At 45.8% G+C, this 22,320-nt stretch carries 10 protein-coding genes; 4 read left to right on the top strand and 6 right to left on the bottom strand.

Annotated elements, in window-relative coordinates; genetic code table 11:
* Positions 1-112 precede the first annotated feature (112 nt).
* Positions 113-1,801: a hypothetical protein gene (locus NX720_RS06830; protein ID WP_262600262.1), complete on the bottom strand. Its 1,689-nt coding sequence runs from the start codon at positions 1,799-1,801 to the stop codon at positions 113-115.
* 931 nt (positions 1,802-2,732) lie between these two features.
* Between NX720_RS06830 and NX720_RS06825 the strand changes: the two genes are divergently transcribed.
* Positions 2,733-2,972, top strand: a complete 240-nt coding sequence (locus NX720_RS06825; RefSeq protein WP_262600261.1) for a hypothetical protein — start codon at positions 2,733-2,735, stop codon at positions 2,970-2,972.
* 44 nt (positions 2,973-3,016) lie between these two features.
* Here NX720_RS06825 and NX720_RS06820 read toward each other — a convergent pair whose 3' ends face one another.
* The 5 genes from NX720_RS06820 to NX720_RS06800 form a co-directional block, all read right to left on the bottom strand.
* Positions 3,017-5,029 (bottom strand): hypothetical protein, encoded by a 2,013-nt coding sequence (locus NX720_RS06820; RefSeq protein WP_262600260.1) that lies wholly within the window; start codon positions 5,027-5,029, stop codon positions 3,017-3,019.
* A gap of 735 nt (positions 5,030-5,764) precedes the next feature.
* Positions 5,765-7,777, bottom strand: a complete 2,013-nt coding sequence (locus NX720_RS06815; protein ID WP_262600259.1) for a hypothetical protein — start codon at positions 7,775-7,777, stop codon at positions 5,765-5,767.
* Positions 7,778-8,513: 736 nt separating this feature from the next.
* The gene (locus NX720_RS06810; RefSeq protein ID WP_262600257.1) at positions 8,514-10,247 is read right to left on the bottom strand and encodes a hypothetical protein; all 1,734 of its coding nucleotides are present in this window, start codon (positions 10,245-10,247) and stop codon (positions 8,514-8,516) included.
* A gap of 1,024 nt (positions 10,248-11,271) precedes the next feature.
* Positions 11,272-13,488 (bottom strand): hypothetical protein, encoded by a 2,217-nt coding sequence (locus tag NX720_RS06805; protein WP_262600255.1) that lies wholly within the window; start codon positions 13,486-13,488, stop codon positions 11,272-11,274.
* A gap of 540 nt (positions 13,489-14,028) precedes the next feature.
* Complete coding sequence (locus NX720_RS06800; RefSeq protein ID WP_262600254.1) at positions 14,029-16,632, bottom strand: hypothetical protein; 2,604 nt, start codon at positions 16,630-16,632, stop codon at positions 14,029-14,031.
* Between the two features lie 339 nt (positions 16,633-16,971).
* On the opposite strand from NX720_RS06800, the gene NX720_RS06795 reads away from it, so the two are divergent.
* The 3 genes from NX720_RS06795 to fadB all read left to right on the top strand — a co-directional run bounded on the left by NX720_RS06795 (position 16,972) and on the right by fadB (position 22,305).
* The gene (locus NX720_RS06795) at positions 16,972-18,669 is read left to right on the top strand and encodes an acyl-CoA dehydrogenase family protein (protein ID WP_262600252.1); all 1,698 of its coding nucleotides are present in this window, start codon (positions 16,972-16,974) and stop codon (positions 18,667-18,669) included.
* A gap of 83 nt (positions 18,670-18,752) precedes the next feature.
* Complete coding sequence (locus NX720_RS06790; protein ID WP_262600251.1) at positions 18,753-20,072, top strand: acetyl-CoA hydrolase/transferase family protein; 1,320 nt, start codon at positions 18,753-18,755, stop codon at positions 20,070-20,072.
* A gap of 82 nt (positions 20,073-20,154) precedes the next feature.
* A complete protein-coding gene (fadB, locus tag NX720_RS06785) occupies positions 20,155-22,305 on the top strand; it encodes a fatty acid oxidation complex subunit alpha FadB (protein ID WP_262600239.1) in 2,151 nt (716 codons plus the stop codon).
* The last annotated feature ends 15 nt before the right edge of the window (positions 22,306-22,320 follow it).

Below are 22,320 nucleotides of genomic sequence, written 5' to 3'. Positions count from 1 at the left end.
GAGTCTAGTCAGTATTTTATGAGATGCAAATAGAGCAGAAAGCAACAGTAACATCTTCTGTTCCTTGAGTATTTCCGGGAAACATTCAAGGAACTTGTTCCGGAAAGTAATTTTATTGGCTCTGCTCAGGACTGGGTTTCAGTGCCTTCCACTTAACGGCAGTCTCCAACTTATCACGAATGATGGCTCCATCAGCTCCTTTATTGATAATTTCCTGGCTGAGTTTAGCGCCAAGCCTCACCCATTCTTTGACAAAACTAAATGCACCATTTTCGGCTGCTGCCTTAAGCCCCTTAGTGAACTGATCAACGTCAGCAGAAGCACCACGCGATATCCAGAATTTGGCATTATCGGAGTTTCCATTCAAAATAGCGTCTTGAAGCCCCGCTTCAGCGATACCCCTGGAGAGTGGAGCGTCAACTTTTTTCATATCTTTTAGTATTTTGGCATAGTAAGAGTAGGAATATTGGTTGCTCTGCATGAGCTCTACGGTGATCAGGGAGGTAATGGTACCGCGTCCCAATGTAATCAGCGCCACTATAGCTTCGGTTTTATTAATTGAAAATGCGTGATTCAACCCAGCCACCAAAACTTCAGGCTCAGCTTGCTCAATTAAGCTTTTTAGCAATTCTTTCTTGTGGTCGGTGTATTTGCTTATTGCGGTCTGCATGATCTCGGTGGTAACGACAGCTCCGTGATGGAAATACATGTATGCAATAGCATGACAACGATGGTTTTCGGAACACAGATCTTTAAGCAGCAGGGTCATGGCAGGCTCATACTTTGTCTTTCCAAGCATAACCAAATTTCTAGTTCTATTTACATCGTTATCAGCCACAGTTTTTTCCAGCTCGGCATCTATATCTGCTTGATTAACTTTGGCTCCATTTTCTTTGAGTAACCTAGCGTTCCAGTCGTTTCTTTCCTTCATAGCATTCGCAAATTCGTCATCCAGCAAAGGCTGTAAGAATTTCTCTGGTAGCCATTTCAACCAAATGATTGGGTATACTGGGCATGGATACAATTTTTCTTTATGCGTATCTCCAAGTTCTGCCTTTAGTCCCGCCGATATTATTTTGTTCCATTCTTCAGACTCAATATCTATAAAATGTGACTCGATCCAGAGGTCTACCCAAGGCTCAATGATTTTAGCCCTCTCTCTAATACTCATCTTAGATTTATGACCGATAAATTCCGATAGCATTTCTATTATGAGAGGAAACTCCAGCGTCGCTCCCACTTTTATCAGTGCCTTTGCTTCAATGAGCGCATGTGGGTTATCAAATATTGTGGCTTCTTTCAGTGCTTCATTAAGTTTTGTATTATATTTCTCCTGAACCTGGCTTTTGACAGCTTCCTGCAGATCAAGACAGTCCTGACAGTAAGATTTAGACTCCACTACCGGCTTGCCACAATTCATGCATTTAATATTCTGTGATGGGGGATGATCACCGTCGCCATCATCAGCCTTTCCATCTCTGCCACGATGCTCATTTATGCTTTTGTCTGATGGCGCAGCAGGTTGGTTCGATGTTTGCTGTTGGGTCTTTTGCGCCTCGCCACTTTGCCCGCTGCTTTCCACCTGTTCCCCTCCTGGCTGGCGGACGGGGGCAGGTGCCTTTCCCGGGAGTAATGCGAGCAGACTTAAACGATCAAGGACTAACGTAGGATTGGTTCCATAAAGCTTGTTCAAATCAGGATTCTGCTCTACCCATTGCCAATAGGCCGCTGTGGGATCAACGGGGTTTTGTGATAATGCCCTGAGTACCCTCGGGTCCCGATGATGATTGCGTTTTACCATTACCCTCCATAACTCTACAGGTATGGCTATGTCGGTACTTCTCCAGCCGTCGTGGCAGACAACAAGGTAAATGGCCGGTCGCCTTTGTTGCTCTTTATTGGGCTGAAGCCCGATCTGGGTCAGGAGAATAGAAAGCTTGTCCAGTGACCATGCATAGAGTATCCGCTCTGAGCCACCTCCGGGACGTTTCCAGAAATCGTCTTTATCATCCGGGCCATCGTCAAAAGCTCCGCCGGATACGTATACGTCACCTTTCCCACTATTCTGTGTTGGTTTTTCATAAGGCATTAAATAGTTTTTTGAGGAATTAATGGGGAGCTCATCCGCGATGGTAATGACAACCTGAGTGGGTACAGGGACTTCATCCTCTGTCGTTTTGGCATTATTGGTGAAAGATGCGCAGTCGGAATTAAAGCGCCACTTTCCCGGGTCATAATGGACAACATCACGCCCGGAAACTGACTGGATTTTTAAAAGTACTGATACATTGTGACCTTGAGAAGGTTCGTTATCTAAACTGCCATTATTGGATGAAGTAAAATGGGGCAGGTCAGATGATTTACTCCGGTAGAAAGGGACTTCTTTTCGAGACTTGAAACAAAGTCGTATATAAGTGTTATTGGGAAAAACCTGATTATCAAGAGACTTTTTTCCAGTGGTGAGCCACTCAACCAGAATGCTTCCCGGGTTTATTAAGTAGCTGTCGTCTTCTTGATTACTGGAGGTGCCTACCGTTTTTATTGAGGGTTCTCCCCGTGTATATTGAGTTTGTATAAAGGCATGGACGACAGGGCTGCAAAGGGAACCGATAAAAAAGAGACAAAAAAAACCAGCCAGCCAATGGAATATAAACTGACTGAAACTTTTATGTTGCTTCATGACGGGTCACTCTGATTTTGCAGAGCTCAGAGTCTAGTCAGTATTTTATGAGATGCAAATAGAGCAGAAAGCAACAGTAAGGGAAGCAGCAGAACATAATATACCGCTGTTGGCTGTTGGCTGTTGGCTGTTGGCTGTTGGCTGTTGGCTTTTGGCTTTTGGCTTTTGGCTTTTGGCTTTTGGCTTTTGGCGGTTGGCGGTTGGCGGTTGGCTGTATGAGCAGCTAATAGCCAAAAGCCAACAGCCCGGTAAGTTATTGAATGCTGCGCCCCTAACATCTTTTGTTCCTTGAGTATTTCCGGGAAACATTCAAGGAACCTGTTCCGGAAAGTAATTTTATTGGCTCTGCTCAGGACTGGGTTTCAGTGCCTTCCACTTAAAGGCAGTCTCCAACTTATCACGAATGATGGCTCCATCAACTCCTTTATCGATAATTTCCTGGCTGAGTTTAGCTCCAAGCCCCACCCATTTCATGGCAGAATCAAAATCACCTGTTTCGGCTGCCACTTTAAGCCCTTTATTGATAATTTCCTGTCTGGGTTTAGCTCCAAGCTCCACCCATGCTCTGGCAGAAAGCAAATTACCTTGTCCGGTTGCTACTTCAAGCCCTTTAGTCAGCTGATCAGCGTCAGGGGAAGCACCAAGGTTTATCCATTTTTTAGCAATGGAGTCGTCTCCTTTTGAAATAGCGTGCTGAAGTCCCGTATCAGCAATACCCGGAGAGAGTGAAGCACCATCTTCCAGTTTTTTGATATAAGCAGAGTAGGAGTATGTGCTGCTCTGCATAAGCTCTACGGTGATCAATGAGGTAATGGCATCGCCACCCAATTTAATCATTGCGCCTATAGCTTTGTGATTATCAGTTGAAAATGCGTGATTCAACCCAGCCGCCAAAACGTCAGGCTGAGCTCGCTTAATTAACTTTTTTAGCAAGCTATATTCATCAAAAGTACGCAAATTTTCAAGTAGTAGGTTCATAGCAGGCTCATACTCTGTTTTTGTAAGCTCCATCAAATTTATAACTCTATCTACATCGTTATTAGCCACAGCTTTTGCCAGCTCGGTATTAACATATGTTTGATTAGCTTCGGCTCCTATTTTTTGGAAAAAATCAGCGACCCAGTATTTTCTTTCCTTTAGAGCGTTCGTAAATTCGTCATTTAAGTAAGTCTTTGAGAATTCTTTTGATAACCATTTAATCAAAACGTATGAGAATGCATGTGATTCATTTTCTTGTGTATCTTGAAGTTCCTCCTTTAGTCCTGCCAATATCAGTTCATTCCATTTTTCAGACTCAATATCTATAAAATTTGATTTGATCCATAGTTTTACCCAAGGCTCAATGGTTTTAACTCTGTGCCTCTTTTTTACGGGTTCATAACCCATTATTTGAAAAAACATACTTGTTAGAGTGGACCAAATACTCATCTCAGGTTTAGGATCAATAAATGCTGATAGCTTTTCTATTATGAAAGAAAACTCCAGCGTAGCCCCTTGCTCTATCAGTTCCTCTGCTTTTAATAACGCATGTAAGTCACCAAATATTGTGGCTTCTTTCAGTGCTTCATTCAGTTCTGTATTATCTTTCTCCTGAACCGGGCTTTTGACAGCTTCCTGTTGTTCAAGACAATCCTGGCAGTAAAGTTTAGGCTCCACTCGTGGGTTCACGCCACACTGTGCGCATTTGATATTCCGGGACGGGCCGGGATGATCGCCATCTCCATCGCCCTTTTCACCGCTGTTATGATGTTCATTGATGTTATTGTCTGGTGTCTCAGGCGGTTGATGTGATGCTTGCTGGTGGGTGTTTTGCGTGCCGCCGCTTTGCCCACTGCTTTCCACCTGTTCCCCTCCTGGCTGGCGGACGGGGGCAGGTGCCTTTCCCGGGATTAATGCGAGCAGACTTAAACGATCAAGGACTAACGTAGGATTGGTTCCATAAAGCTTGTTCAAATCAGGATTCTGTTCTACCCATTGCCAATAGGCCACTGTGGGATCAACGGGGTTTTGTGATAATGCCCTGAGTACCCTCGGGTCCCGATGATGATTGCGTTTTACCATTACCCTCCATAACTCTACAGGTATGGCTATATTGGTACTTCTCCAGCCGTCGTGCCAGACAACAAGGTAAATGGCCGGTCGCCTTTGTTGCTCTTTATTGGGCTGAAGCCCGGTGAGGGTCAGGAAAATAGAAAGCTTGTCCAGTGACCATTCATAGAGCGTTCGCTCTAAGCTGCCTCCGGGGCGTTTCCAGAAATCGTCTTTACCATCCGGGCCATCGTCAAAAGCTCCGCCGGATGCGTATACGTCACCTTTTCCACTATTCTGTGTTGGTTTTTCATAAGGCATTAAATAGTTTTTTGAGAAACTAATGGGGAGGAGGTCATCCGCGGTGGTGATGACAACCTGAGTGGGTACAGGGACTTCATCCTCAGTCGCTTTGGTATTATTGGTAAAAGATGCGCAGTCGGAATTAAAGCGCCACTTTCCCGGGTCATAATGGACAACATCACGCCCGGAAACTGACTGGATTTTTAAAAGTACTGATACATTGTGACCTTGAGAAGGTTCGTTATCTAAACTGCCATTATTGGATGAAGTAAAATGGGGCGGGTCAGATGATTTACTCCGGTAGAAAGGGACTTCTTTTCGAGACTTGAAACAAAGTCGTATATAAGTGTTATTGGGAAAAACCTGATTATCAAGAGACTTTTTTCCAGTGGTGAGCCACTCAACCAGAATACTTCCCGGGTTTATTAAGTAGCTGTCGTCTTCTTGATTACTGGAGGTTCCTACCTTTTTTATTGAGGGTTCTCCCCGTGTATATTGAGTTTGTATAAAGGCATGGGCAACTGGATTGCAAAGAAAACCGATAAAAACGAGACAAAAAAAACCAGCCAGCCAATGGAATATAAACTGACTGAGACTTTTATGTTGCTTCATGACAGGTCACTCTTATTTTGCAAAGCTCAGAGTCTAGTCAGTATTTTATGAGATGCAAATAGAGCAGAAAGCAACAGTAACATCTTTTGTTCCTTGAGTATTTCCGGGAAACATTCAAGGAACCTGTTCCGGAAAGTAATTTTATTGGCTCTGCTCAGGACTGGGTTTCAGTGCCTTCCACTTAACGGCAGTCTCCAACTTATTACGATTGATGGCTCCATCAACTCCTTTATCGATAATTTCCTGGCTGAGTTTAGCTCCAAGCCCCACCCATTTTTTGGCGTAATCAAAATCACCTGTTTCGGCTGCCACTTTAAGCCCTTTATTGATAATTTCCTGGCTGAGTTTAGCTCCAAGCTCCACCCATGCTCTGGCAGAAAGCAAATTACCTTGTCCGGTTGCTACTTCAAGCCCTTTAGTCAGCTGATCAGCGTCAGGGGAAGCACCAAGGTTTATCCATTTTTTAGCAATGGAGTTGTCTCCTTTCGAAATAGCGTGCTGAAGTCCCGTATCAGCAATACCCGGAGAGAGTGAAGCACCATCTTTCAGTTTTTTGATATAAGCAGAGTAGGAGTATGTGCTGCTCTGCATAAGCTCTACGGTGATCAATGAGGTAATGGCATCGCCACCCAATTTAATCATTGCGCCTATAGCTTTGTGATTATCAGTTGAAAATGCGTGATTCAACCCAGCCGCCAAAACGTCAGGCTGAGCTCGCTTAATTAACTTTTCTAGCAAGCGATATTCATGATAAGTACGCAAATTTTCAAGTAGTAGGTTCATAGCAGGCTCATACTCTGTTTTTGTAAGCTCCATCAAATTTATAACTCTATCTACATCGTTATTAGCCACAGCTTTTGCCAGCTCGGTATTAACATATGTTTGATTAGCTTCGGCTCCTCTTTCTTGGAAAAAATCAGCGACCCAGTATTTTCTTTCCTTTAGAGCGTTCGTAAATTCGTCATTAAAGTAAGTCTTTGAGAATTCTTTTGATAACCATTCAATCCAAATGTATGAGTATTCATGTGATTCATTTTCTTGCGTATCTTGAAGTTCCTCCTTTAGTCCTGCCAATATCAGTTCATTCCATTTTTCAGACTCAATATCTATAAAATTTGATTTGATCCACAGTTTTACCCAAGGCTCAATGGTTTTAACTCTGTGCCTCTTTTTTACGGGTTTATAACCCATTATTTGAAAAAACATACTTGTTAGAGTGGACCAAATACTCATCTCAGGTTTAGGGTCAATAAATGCTGATAGCTTTTCTATTATGAAAGAAAACTCCAGCGTAGCCCCTTGCTCTATCAGTTCCTCTGCTTTTAAGAACGCATGAAAGTCACCAAATATTGTGGCTTCTTTCAGTGCTTCATTCAGTTCTGTATTATCTTTCTCCTGAACCGGGCTTTTGGCAGCTTCCTGTTGTTCAAGACAATCCTGACAGTAAAGTTTAGGCTCCACTCGTGGGTTCACGCCACACTGTGCGCATTTGATATTCCGGGACGGGCCGGGATGATCGCCATCTCCATCGCCCTTTTCACCGCTGTTATGACGTTTATTAATGTTGTTGTCTGGTGTCTCAGGCGGTTGATGTGATGCTTGCTGGTGGGTGTTTTGCGTGCCGCCGCTTTGCCCACTGCTTTCCCCCTGTTCCCCTCCTGGCTGGCGGACGGGGGCAGGTGCCTTTCCCGGGATTAATGCGAGCAGACTTAAACGATCAAGGACTAACGTAGGATTGGTTCCATAAAGCTTGTTCAAATCAGGATTCTGTTCTAGCCACTGCCAATAGGCCGCTGTGGGATCGACTGGATTTTGTGATAATGCCCTGAGTACCCTCGGGTCCTGATGATGATTGCGTTTTACCATTACCCTCCATAACTCTACAGGTATGGCTATGTCGGTACTCCTCCAGCCGTCGTGCCAGACAACAAGGTAAATGGCCGGTCGCCTTTGTTGCTCTTTATTGGGCTGAAGCCCGGTGAGGATCAGGAAAATAGAAAGCTTGTCCAGTGACCATTCATAGAACGTTCGCTCTAAGCCGCCTCCGGGGCGTTTCCAGAAATCGTCTTTATCATCCGGGCCATCGTCAAAAGCTCCGCCGGATGCGTATACGTCACCTTTCCCACTATTCTGTCTTGGTTTTTCATAAGGCATTAAATAGTTTTTTGAGGAATTAATGGGGAGGAGGTCATCCGCGGTGGTGATGACAACCTGAGTGGGTACAGGGACTTCATCCTCAGTCGCTTTGGTATTATTGGTAAAAGATGCACAGTCGGAATTAAAGCGCCACTTTCCCGGGTCATAATGGACAACATCACGCCCGGAAACTGACTGGATTTTTAAAAGCACTGATACATTGTGACCTTGAGAAGGTTCGTTATCTAAACTGCCATTATTGGATGAAGTAAAATGGGGCAGGTCAGATGATTTACTCCGGTAGAAAGGGACTTCATTTCGAGACTTGAAACAAAGCCGTATATGAGTGTTATCGGGAAGAGCCTGATTATCAGAAGACTTTTGTCCAGTGGTAAGCCACTCAACCAGAATGCTTCCCGGGTTTATTAAGTAGCTGTCGTTTTGTGGATTACTGGAGGTTCCTACCTTTTTTATTGAGGGTTCTCCCCGTGTATATTGAGTTTGTATAAAGGCATGGGCAACTGGATTGCAAAGAAAACCGATAAAAACGAGACAAAAAAAACCAGCCAGCCAATGGAATATAAACTGACTGAGACTTTTATGTTGCTTCATGACAGGTCACTCTTATTTTGCAGAGCTCAGAGTCTAGTCAGTATTTTATGAGATGCAAATAGAGCAGAAAGCAACAGTAACATCTTCTGTTCCTTGAGTATTTCCGGGAAACATTCAAGGAACCTGTTCCGGAAAGTAATTTTTATTGGCTCTGCTCGGGACTGGTTTTCAGTTCCTTCCACTCCCTGTATTCCTCAATATTATTCTGATTGATGGATGCATCAATCCCTTTATCAATAATTTCCTGGCTGAGTTTAGCTCCAAGCTCCACCCATTTTTTGGCATAATCAAAATCACCTTTTTCGGCTGCTGCCTTAAGCCCCTTAGTGAGCTGATCAACGTCAGCAGAAGCACCACGCGATATCCAGAATTTGGCATTATCGGAGTTTCCATTCAAAATAGCGTCTTGAAGCCCCGCTTCAGCGATACCCCTGGAGAGTGGAGCGTCAACTTTTTTCATATTTTTTAGTATTTTGGCATAATAAGAGTAGGAATATTGGTTGCTCTGCATGAGCTCTACGGTGATCAAGGAGGTAATGGTACTGCGTCCCAATGTAATCAGCGCCCCTATAGCTTCGGTTTTATTAATTGAAAATGCGTGATTCAACCCTGCAACCAAAACTTTAGGCTCAGCTCGCTTAATTAACTGTTTTAGCAAACTGCTTTTATTATGAGTAAATTCACTTATTGCGAACTCCATGACCTCGCTGGTGACGACAGCTCCTCTATTAAAATAACTTTCTACAGTACCATAAGAATAATGACGGCCTTTGGAACACGAATCTTTGAGCAGCAGGGTCATAGCTGGCCCATATTCTGTGTCTCCAAGACTATGCAAATTTTTAATTCTCTCTACATCGTTATCGGCCACAGCTTTTTCCAGCTCAGCATCAATATCTTCTTGATTAACTTTGGCTCCATTGCTTCTTAATACCATCGCGTACCAGTATTTTTTTTCCTTCAAAGCTTTCACAAATTCGCCATCCAAAAAAGGCTGTGAGAATTTTTTTGATAGCCACGTAAGCAAAATTTTTGGGTAGGTATCAATCAGGTCTTCCATCAGGTCTTCGTATTGCGCTTTTATTTCTTTCAGGATCAGATTATTCCATTCTTCAGACTCAGTATCTATAAAATGTGATTTGATCCACAGCTTTACCCAAGGCTGAATGTCTTCGATTCTATACCACTTTTTTACGGGTTCAGAATGAAAAAACATACTTGTCAGAGTGGACCAAATACTCATCTCAGGTTTAGGGTTGAAAAATTTCGATAGCTTTTCAATTATGAAAGAAAGCTCCAGCGTAGCCCCTTGCTCTATCAGTTCCTCTGCTTTTAAGAACGCATGTAAGTTACCAAATATTGTGGCTTTTTTCAGTGCTTCATTCAGTTCTGTATTATCTTTCTCCTGAACCGGGCTTTTGGCAGCTTCCTGTTGTTCAAGACAATCCTGACAGTAAAGTTTAGGCTCCACTCGTGGGTTCACGCCACACTGTGCGCATTTGATATTCCGGGACGGGCCGGGATGATCGCCATCTCCATCGCCCTTTTCACCGCTGTTATGATGTTCATTGATGTTATTGTCTGGTGTCTCAGGCGGTTGATGCGATGCTTGCTGGTGGGTGTTTTGCGTGCCGCCGCTTTGCCCACAGCTCTCCCCCTGTTCCCCTCCTGGCTGGCGGACGGGGGCAGGTGCCTTTCCCGGGATTAATGCGAGCAGACTTAAACGATCAAGGACTAACGTAGGATTGGTTCCATAAAGCTTGTTCAAATCAGGATTCTGTTCTACCCATTGCCAATAGGCCACTGTGGGATCAACGGGGTTTTGTGATAATGCCCTGAGTACCCTCGGGTCCTGATGATGATTGCGTTTTACCATTACCCTCCATAACTCTACAGGTATGGCTATGTCGGTACTTCTCCAGCCGTCGTGCCAGACAACAAGGTAAATGGCCGGTCGCCTTTCTTGCTCTTTATTGGGCTGAAGCCCGGTGAGGGTCAGGAAAATAGAAAGCTTGTCCAGTGACCATGCATAGAACGTTCGCTCTAAGCCGCCTCCGGGGCGTTTCCAGAAATCGTCTTTATCATCCGGGCCATCGTCAAAAGCTCCGCCGGATGCGTATACGTCACCTTTCCCACTATTCTGTCTTGGTTTTTCATAAGGCATTAAATAGTTTTTTGAGGAATTAATGGGGAGGAGGTCATCCGCGGTGGTGATGACAACCTGAGTGGGTACAGGGACTTCATCCTCAGTCGCTTTGGTATTATTGGTAAAAGATGCACAGTCGGAATTAAAGCGCCACTTTCCCGGGTCATAATGGACAACATCACGCCCGGAAACTGACTGGATTTTTAAAAGCACTGATACATTGTGACCTTGAGAAGGTTCGTTATCTAAACTGCCATTATTGGATGAAGTAAAATGGGGCAGGTCAGATGATTTACTCCGGTAGAAAGGGACTTCATTTCGAGACTTGAAACAAAGCCGTATATGAGTGTTATCGGGAAGAGCCTGATTATCAGAAGACTTTTGTCCAGTGGTAAGCCACTCAACCAGAATGCTTCCCGGGTTTATTAAGTAGCTGTCGTTTTGTGGATTACTGGAGGTTCCTACCTTTTTTATTGAGGGTTCTCCCCGTGTATATTGAGTTTGTATAAAGGCATGGGCAATAGGATTGCAAAGAAAACCGATAAAAACGAGACAAAAAAAACCAGCCAGCCAATGGAATATAAACTGACTGAGACTTTTATGTTGCTTCATGATGGGTCACTCTGATTTTGCAGAGCTCAGAGTCTAGTCAGTATTTTATGAGATGCAAATAGAGCAGAAAGCAACAGTAACATCTTCTGTTCCTTGAGTATTTCCGGGAAACATTCAAGGAACCTGTTCCGGAAAGTAATTTTTATTGGCTCTGCTCAGGACTGGTTTTCAGTTCCTTCCACTCCCTGTATTCCTCAATATTATTCTGGTTGATGGATGCATCAATCCCTTTATCAATAATTTCCTGGCTGAGTTTAGCGCCAAGCCTCACCCATTCTTTGACAAAACTAAATGCACCATTTTCGGCTGCTGCCTTAAGCCCCTTAGTGAGCTGATCAACGTCAGCAGAAGCACCACGCGATATCCAGAATTTGGCATTATCGGAGTTTCCATTCAAAATAGCGTCTTGAAGCCCCGCTTCAGCGATACCCCTGGAGAGTGGAGCGTCAACTTTTTTCATATTTTTTAGTATTTTGGCATAATAAGAGTAGGAATATTGGTTGCTCTGCATGAGCTCTACGGTGATCAAGGAGGTAATGGTACTGCGTCCCAATGTAATCAGCGCCCCTATAGCTTCGGTTTTATTAATTGAAAATGCGTGATTCAACCCTGCAACCAAAACTTTAGGCTCAGCTCGCTTAATTAACTGTTCTAGCAAAATTTTTCTATGATGAGTAAATTCACTTATTGCGAACTTCATGACCTTGGTGGTGACGACAGCTCCTCTACTAAAATAACTTTCTACAGTAGAATAAGAATAAGGACTGTCTTTGGAACACAAATCTTTGAGCAGCAGGGTCATAGCTGGCCCATATTCTGTGTCTCCAAGACTATGCAAATTTGTAATTCTCTCTACATCGTTATCGGCCACAGCTTTTTCCAGCTCAGCATCAATATCTTCTTGATTAACTTTGGCTCCATGGCCTCTTAATACCATTGCGTACCAGTATTTTTTTTCCTTCAAAGCTTTCACAAATTCGCCATCAAAAAAAAGCTGTGAGGATTTTTTTGATAGCCACTTAAGCCAAATTTTTGGGAGGGTATCTGTATTATTTTCAATCAGAATTTCGTATTCCGCTTTTAGTTCTGCCAATATCAGTTTATTCCATTCTTCAGACTCAATATCTATAAAATGTGATTCTATCCACAAGTCTACCCAAGGCTCAATGTTTCTAACGCTATTCCGCTCTTTCACGGGTTCATAATGAAAAAATATACTTATTAGAGTGGACCAAATACTCGTCTCAGGTTTAGGATTGATAAATTCCGATACCTTTTTCATTATGAAAGAAAGCTCCAGCGTAGCGCCTTGTTCTATCAGTTTCTCTGCTTGTGAGAACGCATGTAAGTCACCAAATATTGTGGCTTCTTTCAGTGCTCCATTCAGTTCTGTATTATCTTTCTCCTGAACCGGGCTTTTGGCAGCTTCCTGTTGTTCAAGACAATCCTGACAGTAAAGTTTAGGTTCCACTCGTGGGTTCACGCCACACTGTGCGCATTTGATATTCCGGGACGGGCCGGGATGATCGCCATCTCCATCGCCCTTTTCACCACTGTTATGATGTTTATTAATGTTATTGTCTGGTGTCTCAGGCGGTTGATGCGATGCTTGCTGGTGGATGTTTTGCGTGCCGCCACTTTGCCCACTGCTTTTCCCCTGTTCCCCTCCTGGCTGGCGGACGGGGGCAGGTGCCTTTCCCGGGATTAATGCGAGCAGACTTAAACGATCAAGGATTAATGTGGGGTTGGTTCCATAAAGCTTGTTCAAATCAGGATTCTGTTCTAGCCACTGCCAATAGGCCGCTGTGGGATCGACTGGGTTTTGTGATAATGCCCTGAGTACCCTCGGGTCCTGATGATGATTGCGTTTTACCATTACCCTCCATAACTCTACAGGTATGGCTATGTCGGTACTTCTCCAGCCGTCGTGCCAGACAACAAGGTAAATGGCCGGTCGCCTTTCTTGCTCTTTATTGGGCTGAAGCCCGGTGAGGATCAGGAAAATAGAAAGCTTGTCCAGTGACCATTCATAGAACGTTCGCTCTAAGCCGCCTCCGGGGCGTTTCCAGAAATCGTCTTTATCATCCGGGCCATCGTCAAAAGCTCCGCCGGATGCGTATACGTCACCTTTCCCACTATTCTGTCTTGGTTTTTCATAAGGCATTAAATAGTTTTTTGAGGAATTAATGGGGAGGAGGTCATCCGCGGTGGTGATGACAACCTGAGTGGGTACAGGGACTTCATCCTCAGTCGCTTTGGTATTATTGGTAAAAGATGCACAGTCGGAATTAAAGCGCCACTTTCCCGGGTCATAATGGACAACATCACGCCCGGAAACTGACTGGATTTTTAAAAGCACTGATACATTGTGACCTTGAGAAGGTTCGTTATCTAAACTGCCATTATTGGATGAAGTAAAATGGGGCAGGTCAGATGATTTACTCCGGTAGAAAGGGACTTCATTTCGAGACTTGAAACAAAGCCGTATATGAGTGTTATCGGGAAGAGCCTGATTATCAGAAGACTTTTGTCCAGTGGTAAGCCACTCAACCAGAATGCTTCCCGGGTTTATTAAGTAGCTGTCGTTTTGTGGATTACTGGAGGTTCCTACCTTTTTTATTGAGGGTTCTCCCCGTGTATATTGAGTTTGTATAAAGGCATGGGCAACTGGATTGCAAAGAAAACCGATAAAAACGAGACAAAAAAAACCAGCCAGCCAATGGAATATAAACTGACTGAGACTTTTATGTTGCTTCATGATGGGTCACTCTGATTTTGCAGAGCTCAGAGTCTAGTCAGTATTTTATGAGATGCAAATAGAGCAGAAAGCAACAGTAACATATTCTGTTCCTTGAGTATTTCCGGGAAACATTCAAGGAACCTGTTCCAGAAAGTAATTTTATTGGCTCTGCTCAGAACTGGGTTTCAGTTTCTTCCACTTATCGGCAGTCTCCAACTTATTACGATTGATGGCTCCATCAACTCCTTTATCGATAATTTCCTGGCTGAGTTTAGCTCCACGCTCCACCCATTTTTTGGCATAATCAAAATCACCTTTTTCGGCTGCCACTTTAAGCCCTTTATTGATAATTTCCTGACTAAGTTCAGCTCCAAGCTCCACCCAATCCTCGACATAATAAAACTTACCTTTTCCGGTTGACACTTCAAGCCCTTTAGTCATCTGATTAACGTCAGCGGAAGCGCCGAGGTTTATCCATTTTTTAGCACTCGTGGGGTCTCCTTCCGAAATAGCGTGTTGAAGCCCCGCATCAGCGATACCCTGAGAGAGTAAAGCACCATCTTTCAGTTTGTAGAGATAATCAGTGTAGGAGTATGTGCTTCTATGCATGAGCTCTACGGTGATCAATGAGGTAATGGTATCGCCACCCAATTGAATCATCATGTCTATAACTCCTCGGTCATCATTAGTTGAAAATGCGTGATTCAACTCAGCCACCAAAACTTCAGGACGAGCTCGCTTAATTAACTTTGTTAGCAAGTCATATCTACAATAAGGATACCAATTTTCAAGTAGTAATCTGATAGCGGGCTCATACTCTGTTTCTGTAAGCTCCATCAAATTTATAACTCTCTCTACATCCTTATAAGTCACGGCTTTTGCCAGCTCGGCATTAACAGATGTTTGATCAGCTTCGGCTTTCTGGAATTTGAAAAATTTAGCGATCCAGTATTTTCTTTCCTTTAGAGCGTTCGTAAATTCGTCATTAAAATAAGTCTTTGAGATTTCTTTTGATAACCATTTAATCCAAGTGTGTAAGTTCATATATGAATCATTTTTTTTCGTATCTTGAACTTCCTCCTTTAGTCCTGCCAAGATCAGCTGATTCCATTTTTCAGACTCAATATCTATAAAATGTGATTTGATCCACAGGTCTACCCAAGGCTTAATGGTTTCAACTTTGAGCCTCTCTTTTACGGGTTTGTAACCCAGTATTTGAGAAAACATACTTTTTAGAGTGGACCAAATACTCATTTCAGGTTCAGGACCGATAAATTTCGATAGCTTTTCCATTATGAAAGAAAGCTCCAGCGTAGCTCCTTTTTTTATCAGTTCCTCTGCTTTTGAGAACGCACCTAAGTCACCAAATATTGTGGCTTCTTTCAGTGCTTCATTCAGTTCTTTATTATCTTTCTCCTGAACCGGGCTTTTAGCAGCTTCCTGCTGATCAAGACAGTCCTGACAGTAAGATTTAGACTCCACTACTGGCTTGCCACAATTCACGCATTTAATATTCTGTGATGGGGGATGATCACCATCGCCATCATCAGCCTTTTCACCTCTGCCATGATGGTCATTTATGCTTTTGTCTGATGCCGCAGCAGGTTGGTGCGATGTTTGCCGTTGGGTCTTTTGCGCCTCGCCACTTTGCCCACTGCTTCTCTCCTGTTCCCCTCCTGGCTGGCGGATGGGGGCTGGTGCCTTTCCCGGGATTAATGCGAGCAGACTTAAACGATCAAGGATTAACGTAGGATTGGTCCCATAAAGCTTGTTCAAATCAGGATTCTGTTTTACCCATTGCCAATAGGCCGCTGTCGGATCAACGGGGTTTTGTGCTAATGCCCTGAGTACCCTCGGGTCCCGATGATGATTGCGTTTTACCATTACCCTCCATAACTCTACAGGTATCGCTATATTGGTACTCCTCCAGCCATCGTGCCAGACAACAAGGTAAATGGCCGGTCGCCTTTCTTGCTCTTTATAGGGCTGAAGCCCGATCTGGGTCAGGAGAATAGAAAGCTTGTCCAGTGACCATGCATAGAGCATCCGCTCTGAGCCGCCTCCGGGGCGTTTCCAGAAATCGTCTTTATCATCCGGGCCATCGTCAAAAGCTCCGCCGGACGCGTATACGTCAGCTTTTCCACTATTCTGTGTTGGTTTTTCATAAGGCATTAAAAAGTTTTTTGAGGAATTAACGGGGAGGTCATCCGCAGTGGTGATGACAACCTGAGTGGGTACAGGGACTTCATCCTCTGTCGTTTTGGCATTATTGGTGAAAGATGCGCAGTCGGAATTAAAACGCCACTTTCCCGGGTCATAATGGACAACATCACGCCCGGAAACTGACTGGATTTTTAAAAGCACTGATACATTGTGACCTTGAGAAGGTTCGTTAATTAAACTGCCATTATTGGATGAAGTAAAATGGGTCGGGTCAGATGATTGACTCCGGTAGAAAGAGACTTCTTTTCGAGGCTTGAAACAAAGTCGTATATAAGTGTTATTGGGAAAAACCTGATTATCAAGAGACTTTTTTCCAGTGGTGAGCCACTCAACCAGAATACTTCCCGAGTTTATTAAGTAGCTGTTGTCTTCTTGATTACTGGAGGTTCCTACCGTTTTTATTGAGGGTTCTCCCCGTGCATATTGAGTTTGTATAAAGGCATGGGCAACAGGATTGCAAAGAAAACCGATAAAAACGAGACAAAAAAAACCAGCCAGCCAATGGAATATAAACTGACTGAAACTTTTATGTTGCTTCATGACAGGCCACTCTGATTTTGCAGAGCTTAAATTCTAGTCAGTAATTCATGAGACGCAAAAAAACGACCAACCTTGACCTGTTCCGCCAACCGTTTGGCTTTATCTGCCAACCCTTCAGGGCGTGACACAAATCAACATTTTTGCACACCATCCATGAGTAATATGTCTGCCAGTTGCCCTCCTGGCAGGTCATTTATACGATCTATCTGTAAGTTGTCGTTTATTGTTTGCCAGGCAAAATAAGTTCTCAGACCAATATTAATAACGATTGAGTCAAAAGCGTGGAGCTGATTTCCATCCAATTTTGACTATGGCTGTTTTGACCATGAGAGGTGCTTGATGATCCTGTTTAACCCCAAGAAACACAATATTGAGTATAAAGACCCGAAAACCCGTGAGTTGATGCAGAAGGTCATCGACTTTATGGAAGAAAAAGGTCTGAAAAGCATCAAGAAAGACTGGCACGATAAAACCTGGAATTATGAATTCGTTGAGTTCATGAAAGAAAACCAGGTGCTGGCTACCCTGATGACCCCATCAGGCTACGGTGCCGACGATTCAAGATGGGACACTTACCGCAACACTCAGTTTGCTGAAATCAGCGCCTTCTACGGCATTACTTACTGGTATACCTTCCAGGTGTCCATGCTCGGTCTGGGTCCGGTGTGGCTGGGCAGCAACGAACAGATTAAGCACAAGACCGCCGAGCTGCTGCAAAACGGTGATGTCTTTGCCTTTGGCCTGTCCGAAAAAGAACACGGCGCAGACATCTACTCCTCAGATATGATGCTTAAGCCTGCGGGAGAAGGTCAGTACCTTGCCGACGGCGACAAGTATTACATTGGTAACGGTAACGAAGCGGCACTGGTTTCCACGTTTGGCAAAATGTCCGATACCGGCGATTACGTCTTCTTCGGCGTGGATTCCAAACACCCTAAATACGAGTGCGTGAAAAACACCGTCAACGAACAGAACTATGTGGCTGAATACGTTCTGAACGACTACCCAATCACCGACGCCGACATTATGGAAAAAGGCCCCAAAGCCTGGGACAACATGCTGAACACCATTAATGTCTGCAAGTTCAACCTTGGTTTTGGTGCTATCGGCCTGTGCGAGCACGCTTTCTTCGAAGCTATTGACCACGCTGCCACCCGTAACGTCTACAGTCAGTACGTCACCGACTTCCCCCATGTTAAACGACTGTTCACTGACGCTTATGCCCGTCTTTGCGCCATGAAGCTGTTCGCCCAGCGAGCCACCGACTACATGCGCTCTGCTTCCGAAAATGACCGCCGTTACCTGCTGTTCAACCCAATGGTAAAAATGAAGGTCACTTCCCAGGGTGAAGACGTGATCAACCACCTGTGGGATGTCATTGCCGCCAAAGGTTTCGAGAAAGAGCCATTCTTCGAAATCGCCGCCCACGAAATTCGCATGCTGCCAAAACTGGAAGGCACTGTGCATGTGAATATGGCGCTGGTGATCAAGTTTATGAAGAACTACTTCTTCAATCCCGGCGAATTCCCGGAAGTTCCGGTTCGCGATGACAGCGCTAACGATGACTTCCTGTTCAACCAGGGCCCCACCAAAGGGCTGAGCAAGATTCAGTTCCACGACTACAACATCGCTTACAACAGCGTCAACCTGCCTAACGTTGAAGTCTTTAAAGAGCAGATCAACGCCTTTAAAGCCTTCCTGATCAAGGCGACACCGGATGAGCACCAGTCCAAAGACATTGAATACCTTCTGGCTCTGGGCGAGTGCTTCACCCTGGTGGCTTACGGCCAGCTGATTCTGGAAAGCAAGAAGCTCCGTGGCATTGATGATGAGGTAATTGAAGAAATCTTTGACGTGCTGGTCAGGGACTTCTCGAAATACGCCGTGGATATCATGACCAAGCCCAGCAGCTCTGATACCCAGAAAGAACACGCCAGGGCAATGATCAAAACGCCGATCCCCAATGCCGAGCGTTTCGAAAAAGTCTGGCAGGAGCAGATTTACAGCCTGAAAGGGCAATACAAAATGGAAGACTAAATAGCTTCCTGTCATCCCCGCACTGGCGGGGATGACGACTCCCACCCTTTCTGCTGAATAAAATAACGCTATTGGAAAAAATAATGACCATGACCCCATTGGATACTGCTAAGTGGCAAACGAGCTTCGATAAAAAGTGGCGCACCCTGGACGACGCCGCCAATGTTATTCAGTCCGGCGACCGGGTCTGGATTGGCGGTGCGAACTGCGTGGCTACTCCGGTGCTTCAGAAGCTCTGCCTGCGTAAAGAAGAACTGAAGGATGTGGAGCTATTTGGTGGCCTGTTGATGTTCCCCTTTGATTTCCTGAAGCCGGACTTCAAAGGTCATATCCATTACACCGCCATCTTTGCCGGACCTCTGGAAAGAAAACTGTCAGGTCCCGGCAGCAATATCAGCATCAATTCACTGAACTTCTCCCAGTTCAATAATTTCCTGACCGATACCATGAAGCCCAATGTGCTGTTGCTGGAGGTATCCCGCCCTAATGAACAGGGCCTGATGAGCCTTGGACAGACCGGGGCGCTGATGGACAGCAAAGCGGTTGAAATGGCTGACACCATTGTTGCGGTGGTGAATGAGGAAATTCCCTTCCTGCCCGGTAGTGAACGCTGCTTCCTGCATGTGGATCAGGCGACCATGATCGTCGAGTGCAACCATGAGCTGCCTTATGCGCCACAGGCTACCCCTTCGGAACTGGAAGAAAGCATTGCCAGCCATATTCTGCCACATATTAATGATGGCGATGTGATTCAGGTGGGCTTTGGCGGTATTTCTGACGCTGTCGCCTATAAGCTGGACAGCAAGAAAAACCTGAGAATCCACTCTGAAATCATGGCGGACTCAATGCTCTACCTGGTGGAGCAGGGCTCCATTGATCCGGAATCCACCATTACCTACTCCCTGGCTGTCGGTAGCCGCAAGGTGCTGGACTTCCTGAATGGCAATGAAAAAACCAAAGTCATGCCATTGGTTGAGGTGGTTGATCCCGCCACTGTGGGCGCCTACGACAACTTTGTATCGATTAACGGTGCGCTGATGGCAGACCTGACCGGCCAGATCGCCTCTGAAGGCGTGGGCCTGAAACAGATCTCCTGCACCGGTGGTCAACTGGATTTTGTTCGGGGAGCCGGACTGTCTAAAGGTGGTCGCTCCTTCCTGGCGCTGTCTTCCTCCTTCGAAGGCAAAAATGGGCTGGAATCACGGATCAGACTGACCCTGCCAGAGGGAACGCCTGTCACCACGCCTCGCAGTGACGTCATGTACATCGTTACCGAATACGGCGTTGCCGACATCCGCAACAAGCCTATCAAAGACCGGGTTAAGGCCATGATTGCCATTGCTCATCCGGACTTCCGCGAAGAACTTGCCACCCAGGCCAGAGCCGCCGGGCTGATGGATTGATTCCTGTTATTACCAATTAACGCTCTGCCAGCTGACCACCCGGTGAGCTGGCTTCCGTCAAACATTACGAGGTCGTTGACGTATGTTGTTTAAAGGTCAGTACTTCAACATTTTAACTATCGAGCCCGGTATTGCCGAGCTGGTATTCGATACTGCCGGGAAGCCTAATATTCTGTCCCAGCAGTCTATTCAGGAACTGGGTGAAGCTATTACCGTGCTGAAACAGCACCAGGATTTGAAGGGGCTTTTGATCCGTTCCGGAAAAAAAGATTTTTGTCTGGGCGCAGACATTACTGAATTTACCCAGTTGTTCCGCAATGGCGATGAAGCCGAACTGAAGAACAAACTGCAATTTGCTCATTCGGTGATGAATGCCATAGAAGACCTGCCTGTACCGGTGGTTGCTGCGGTCGCCGGTAATGCTCTGGGTGGTGGTTGCGAACTGGCGTTGACAGCGGATTTCCGGATTGTCGCCACATCTGCCAGCCTGGGCTTGCCAGAAGTCAGGCTGGGCATTATTCCCGGCTGGGGCGGAACCGTGCGCCTGCCAAGAATTGTGGGCGTGGAAAAAGCCATTGAGCTGATCACCGGCAGCAAGACTGTTAAAGCGACAGATGCCTTGCATTTTGGCATGGTGGACGGTGTTGTTGATGACGACAACCTGCAAGCTTCTGCCCTGGCGACCCTGAAGCGAGCCATCGCCGGAGAGCTGGACTGGCAGAAACGGAAAGAAGAATGCCGTTCCCCAATGAACCTGAGTGAGCCGGAGCGCACCCTGGCTATTGCCACCGCTTCCGGTCTGGTCAGTAAGGCGGCGGGCAAGTTTTATGTAGCCCCCATGGCGGCTCTGAACAACATCGCCAAAAACATTACTCAGGAACGTGATCAGGCGCTGTCGTTTGAGCGGGAAGCCTTTACTCACTGCGCTCAGACCGAAGTGGCACAGTGTCTGATTGGCATCTATCTGGCGGATACCGCTGTTAAAGCCAGAGGTCGCCAACAGGCCGGAGAACATAAAGGCCCTGAGACCGCTGCCATTATTGGCGCTGGCATTATGGGTGGTGGCATCGCTTATCAGTCCGCCAGCAAAGGCGTGCGGGTGACCATGAAGGACATCAACCAGTCCGCCCTGGATCTGGGAATGTCAGAAGTGTCCGGGCTGCTGCTGAAACGACTGAGCAAAAAACGCATCAAGCCGGAACAGATGGCTGAAGTGCTGAACCGTATTGTCCCAACCCTGCACGAGGGACCGGTAACGGATGCGGAGGTGATTGTCGAGGCTGTGGTGGAACGGATGGATATTAAACATACGGTTCTGAAACACCTGGAACAGATCACCATGGGCAAGGCGGTACTGACCTCCAATACCTCGACCCTGCCTATCTCCAAACTGGCCAATGCCCTGGAACGCCCCGAAAACTTCTGTGGCATGCACTTCTTTAACCCGGTGCATATGATGCCCATGGTGGAAGTGATCCGTGGTGAAAAAACCAGCGATGAGACCATTGCCAAAGTGGTGGCTTATGCCCGGAAAATTGGCAAAACGCCTATTGTGGTCGGTGACTGCCCCGGATTCTACGTCAACCGTCTTCTGGTGCCTTACTTCCTGGCGTTCAACAGCCTGCTGGTGGAAGGTGTGGAGATGGCCAGCATTGACAAGGCTATGGAAAAAGGCTTTGGCTGGCCTATGGGGCCGGCTTACCTGGCGGATGTGATTGGTATGGACACCTGTGTTCATGTCATGGATACCATGAGTAATGGCTACCCGGATCGTATGGCGTTGCCGGAAGTGGACGCCTTCACCCTGATGAACGACGCTGAACGTTTTGGTCAGAAAAATAGCAAGGGCTTTTACTGCTACGAGAAAGACCGTCGTGGTCGTCTGAAGAAAAAAGCCTGTGAAACGTCTGTCAATATGCTGGCTGATGTCTGCGCCCCTGCCAAAGAGATAACCGCCGACAGTATTGTTGAACGGATGATGTTGCCCATGCTGTTCGAGGCGGTTCGGGCGCTGGATGATGGCATTATCGCCTGTGTTGAAGATGGCGATATGGCTATGGTGTACGGCGCTGGTTTCCCACCGTTTCGGGGTGGCCTGTTCCGTTATATGGATAACCTGGGGCTGGCCGAAGTGGTCAGATTGTCTGACCAGTATCGTCATCTGGGCAAGCTGTACGACGCTCCGGCGTCGCTGCGAGCCATGGCGGCTGAAGGCCAGACCTACTATCCATAAACAGAGCCATAACAC

This window comes from Endozoicomonas euniceicola (genome assembly GCF_025562755.1).
In the GTDB taxonomy this organism is placed as follows: domain Bacteria; phylum Pseudomonadota; class Gammaproteobacteria; order Pseudomonadales; family Endozoicomonadaceae; genus Endozoicomonas_A; species Endozoicomonas_A euniceicola.
This window is presented reverse-complemented; position numbering and strand designations above follow the sequence as displayed.